The organism is Variovorax sp. P1_H12_2, from assembly GCF_056405335.1.
Genome location: NZ_JBFUCI010000486.1, coordinates 1 through 4,396, shown reverse-complemented (window position 1 = coordinate 4,396; position 4,396 = coordinate 1). Strand labels below are relative to the sequence as shown.

The following is a 4,396-nucleotide window of genomic DNA, read 5'->3' as shown; positions in this document are numbered from 1 at the left end:
AGGCACCGGCGCCGACGCCTGCCGCGGCCGCGGCGGATGGGGCCGGGGTCGTCGACCCGCTGCAATGGTGGGGAGCCCTCACGCAGCAGTTCCAGCAGATCGCCAGTTCGGCCCTGCAGGACGCCTCGCATCTCACGGTGCCGGCCATGGCGCAGCCGCTGGCCGACGCGGCCGGTTCGGGCGCGCGTTCGACCCCGGCCAAGAGCGCCGCCAGGCCGGCCGCCGCCCGAAAGAAGGCTCCGGCGTCGCCCCGCGGCGGTGCGGCGGCTGCCAAACGCCCGGCGCCGGCGCGCAAGCGTGCGCGCTGACGCCGATTCCTCGCCTCCGAGAGAGAAAAGAAAGCCGAGCCCATGAAGCTATTTCCTTCCGGGCATGCCACCCACCCGCAATGGCGCATGGCCGCCGGCTTGGTGCTGGCCCAGTTGCGGGCGCAGATGGCGCTGCCCGACTATGCGCGCTCGCCGACCCTGGGCCTGCTCTACATCACCGACCACTACGGGGAAGACGCCCAGGAGATCCTCGATCACCTGGGTGCCGAACTGCCCGAGATCACCGACTGGACCGGCACCGTGGGGGTCGGTGTGGCGGCCAACAACGCCGAGTACTTCGACGAGCCGGCCCTCAGCGTGATGCTGTGCGAGTTGCCGAGCGACCAATACCGCGTGTTTTCCGGCGTGGCGCCGCTCGCCAGCTCGGAAACGAGCGGCTTCGCGGCCCATACCGCGCTGGTGCACGCCGACCCGCGCACGCCCGAGCTGGGCGAACTGATCGCCGAGATGGCGGAGCGCACCGACACCGGCTACCTGTTCGGCGGCCTGTCATCCGGCCGCGTCGGCTCGCTGCAATTCGCGATCGGCGGCAACGGCAACATCCGCGGCCACGGCGCGGTCGGCGGCGTGTTCTCGGGCGGCCTCTCGGGCGTGGTGTTCGGCGAGGGTGTGCGGCTGGTGTCGCGTGTGACCCAGGGCTGCCAGCCGGTCTCGCGCGAGCGCGAGATCACCAAGGCCGACGGCAATCTGCTGCTGGAGCTCGACGGCGAGCCCGCGCTCGACGTATTGCTGGCCGACCTGCGGGTGTCGCTCGATGCACCCGAGCAGGCGATCGACGCCGTGCGCGCGACCCTGGTCGGCCTGGCCGAGGCCGGCAGCGACGGCGTCCGGCGCACCGGTGACCTGGGCGCCGACGTGCGGGTGCGCCACATCATCGGGCTGGATCCGACCCGTCGCGGCGTGGCGATCGCCGATGTTGCCGAAGCCGGCATGCGCATGAGCTTCTGCCGCCGCAACGCGCAGGCGGCGCGCGCCGACTTGATGCGCGTCTGCGCCGAGATCCGCGAGGAGCTCGAGCCGCAGGAGCAGACGCTGGCGACCGCACGCGCGGTCGCGGCCGGCGAGGCCGAGGCCGCGCCGCATCCGGCACGCCGCATCGCGGGYGCGATCTACGTGAGCTGCTCGGGCCGCGGCGGACCGCATTTCGGCGCCCCCGGCGCCGAGCTGCAGATCGTGCGGCATGCGCTGGGCGATGTCCCGCTGGTCGGCTTCTTCGCCGCAGGCGAGATCGCCCGCAACCACCTGTACGGCTACACCGGCGTGCTGACGGTCTTCACCGACGACGACTGAAGGCCGGTGCGCAGCCCGGTGAAGGCGAAGTCGACCTCGGGCGCGAGTCCGCTCACGATGCGCGCGATCGACTTGCCCGAGCCGCAGGCATGGGTCCAGCCCAGCGTGCCGTGGCCCGTGTTCAGGAACAGGTTCGGCAGCTTCGTCGCCCCGATCAGCGGCACGTTGCTCGGTGTCGCCGGGCGCAGCCCGGTCCAGAACTGGGCCTCGGCCGCGTTGCCGGCGCCCGGGAACAGCTGCTCCACGCGCCGCACGATGGCCTCGCAGCGCACCCGGTTCAGGTCGCGGTCGTAGCCGTTGAGCTCGGCCGTGCCGGCGATGCGCAGCCGGTCGCCGGTGGCCGAGGTGTAGCGCGAGAACACCAGCTTGAATTCGTCGTCCGTCAACGAGACCTGGTGGGCCTTCGAGGCATCCTTGACCGGCATCGTGACCGAATAGCCCTTGGCCGGGTAGATCGGCAGGCGGATTCCGAGCGGCGCCGCGTAGAGTGGGCTCAGCGAGCCCATCGCCAGCACGAAGGCGTCGCCGCGGATACGCTGGAAGCGGCCCTCGCTGTCGGTCGCCTCGACGTGATCGATGCTGCCGCCGGCTTCGCGCAGCGCGGTCACGGTGTGGCTCATGAGGAAGCGCACGCCGGCCGCCTCGGCCAGCTTGACCAGCTCTCGCGCGAAGCGGTTGGCGTCGCCCGATTCGTCCTCCGCGGTGTAGGTGGCGCCGGCGAGCTGCGCACGGATGTGGGAGAGCGCGGGCTCGAGCTTCACCGCCTCGTCGGCCGAAATCACCCGCCGGTCGCAGCCGAGCGCGCGCATCTGCTCGGCCGGCTTCAGCGCCGCATCGAACTCTTTCTGCGTCGTGTAGAAGTGCAGGATGCCCTGGGTGCGCTGGTCGTAGTCCAGGCCGGTGTCGCGCCGCAGCTGCTGCAGGGTGTCGCGGCTGTAGGTGCCCAGGCGCACGATCTGCTCGATGTTGTGGCGGGTGCGCGCCGGCGTGCATTCGCGCAGGAACTGCAACCCCCAGAGCCACTGGCGCATGTCGGCGCGGATGCGGAACAGCAAGGGCGCATCTTCCTTGCCGAGCCATTGCAGCACCTTGAGTGGCGCCCCCGGGTTGGCCCAGGGCTCGGCATGGCTGACCGAGATCTGCCCGCCATTGGCGAAGCTGGTTTCCGCCGCCGGCGTGGCCTGGCGGTCGATCACGGTCACTTCGTGGCCGAGTTGCTGGAGGTAGTAGGCCGAAGTCACGCCGAGCAGGCCGGCGCCAAGAACGATCACGCGCATATCGAGAACCCTTGAAGGTTGCAGCGCTTGAACGCAACGGCGACGGAATGCTGTCGACAACGAAAGCAACCGGACCGAGAGTCCAAGTTGCCGCTCCCCCTGTCCTCGGTACCTGAGAGATTCACCCGCTGCGCCCGCAGCGGGTTTGCTCCTTCGGTGCACCACGCGCGCATGCAAGCGGCGTGATGGCTCTCCAGACGGCTTTGACAGTGAACTGCAGTACAGGCTCATCTTGTGAGCCGACCTGAGCGTTTATGGGAGTTTGCGCCTTCGGTGGGGCCCGTGGGCCCGCTCTCCTGCAGAGTGCGGATTGTAGCGGCRCAGCGCCGGCCTAGGGGCGCCGGAAGGCGAAGTCGAGCTCGGGCCGCAGGCCGCTGACGATGCGCGCGATCGACTTGCCCGCGCCGCAGGCATGGATCCAGGTCCGGCTGCCGGGCGCGGTATTCAGGAACAGGTTGGGCAAGCGCGTCTTGCCGATCATCGGCAGCCGGTTGGTGCTGACCGCATGCATGGCGGTCTCGAAGCTCGCCTGCTTGGCGTCGGCGACGCCGGGCAGCAGCATCTCGGTGCGGCGCACGATCGCCTGGAAGCGGTCCGAGTCGGGCTCGGCCGCCTCGTCGAGCCCGGCCTGCACGACGGCCTGAATCCGCAACTGCTCGCCGGCCGCCGTTTCGACGCGCGTGATGCGCAGCTTTCCCTGCCGGTCGCGCAGCGCGATGCGCGGCGCCTTCGCCGGGTCCAGGATCGGCATGGTGACGATGTACTCGCGCAGGAAGCGCAGCGGCATGTCGATGCCCAGGTCCTCGGCGTGCGGCACGCTCGAGGCCCCCAGCGCCAGCACGTAGGCCTGGGCGCGCAGCGTGGCGGGCTGGCCGGCGGCATCGAGCAGTTCGACGTGGTCGAGGCGGCCGTCGCGCTCCACGAGCGAGACCACCGTGTGCCCGGTCATGAAGCGCACCCCCGCCGCACGGCACAGGAACACCAGGCTGGCCGCGAATTGCGTCGCATCGCGCGCCGGATCCTCGAGCGCATGGGTCGCCCCGGCCAGCTTGCCGCGGATCGCCTTCAGCGCCGGTTCCATGCCGATCGCTTCGTCGGCCGACAGCAGCCGCTCCTCGCAGCCGAGCCCCGTCCAATGGCTTGCCCGGGCCGTCCGCACGCGGAAGGCCTCGGGGTCGGTGAAGAGGTTCAGGAGGCCGGCCGCCCGCGGGCCCTGCGGCACGCCAGCTTCGTCGCGCAGCGCCCGAGCGCTCTTGCGGCTGTAGGCGGCCAGGCGCACGAGATGGTCGAGAGAATCGCGTTTCGGCGGCGTGCCCATGGCCTGGTCGATCAGGCCGGCCAGCCGGCGGCGCATGCGGCCGCACATCTTGGTCCAGCGTTGAGCGGTCCGGGGCGCTGCGAGTCCGGGCCGCACTGCGGGCGAATGTGCACCGACCGCGGCCAGGCCGCGCGCCTTGGCCGCCGGCGTCGCGTGCCGGTCGACCACGGTCACTTCATGAC

The 4,396-nt window shown here is 71.0% G+C and carries 3 protein-coding genes, 1 pseudogene and 2 riboswitches; of the genes and pseudogenes, 2 read left to right on the top strand and 2 right to left on the bottom strand.

The features are described 5' to 3' along the window. Together AC1D2K_RS30710 and AC1D2K_RS30705 are read left to right on the top strand one after the other, a co-directional pair. A pseudogene (locus AC1D2K_RS30710) lies at positions 1-308 on the top strand (PhaM family polyhydroxyalkanoate granule multifunctional regulatory protein); the annotation flags it as partial. Positions 309-350: 42 nt separating this feature from the next. Beyond that, positions 351-1,619 carry an FIST signal transduction protein gene (locus AC1D2K_RS30705; protein ID WP_478093713.1) on the top strand — a complete coding sequence of 423 codons (1,269 nt, stop codon included), beginning with the start codon at positions 351-353 and terminating at the stop codon, positions 1,617-1,619. Here the strand turns inward: AC1D2K_RS30705 and AC1D2K_RS30700 are convergent. Then, the gene (locus tag AC1D2K_RS30700; RefSeq protein WP_478093711.1) at positions 1,580-2,896 is read right to left on the bottom strand and encodes a D-amino acid dehydrogenase; all 1,317 of its coding nucleotides are present in this window, start codon (positions 2,894-2,896) and stop codon (positions 1,580-1,582) included. The two genes, AC1D2K_RS30705 and AC1D2K_RS30700, sit on opposite strands and share 40 nt — an antisense overlap. Before the next feature lie 89 nt (positions 2,897-2,985). Further along, a riboswitch (glycine riboswitch) is annotated at positions 2,986-3,103 on the bottom strand. Next, positions 3,104-3,205: riboswitch (glycine riboswitch) on the bottom strand. 22 nt (positions 3,206-3,227) lie between these two features. After that, positions 3,228-4,396, bottom strand: a 1,169-nt coding sequence (locus AC1D2K_RS30695; protein WP_478093709.1) for an FAD-dependent oxidoreductase, incomplete at its 5' end; no start/stop codon positions are given.

Bases quoted from the DNA above. Each gene is read 5' to 3' on its own strand.
- AC1D2K_RS30700 (WP_478093711.1), bottom strand. From the start codon at position 2,896: ATGCGCGTGATCGTTCTTGGCGCCGGCCTGCTCGGCGTGACTTCGGCC.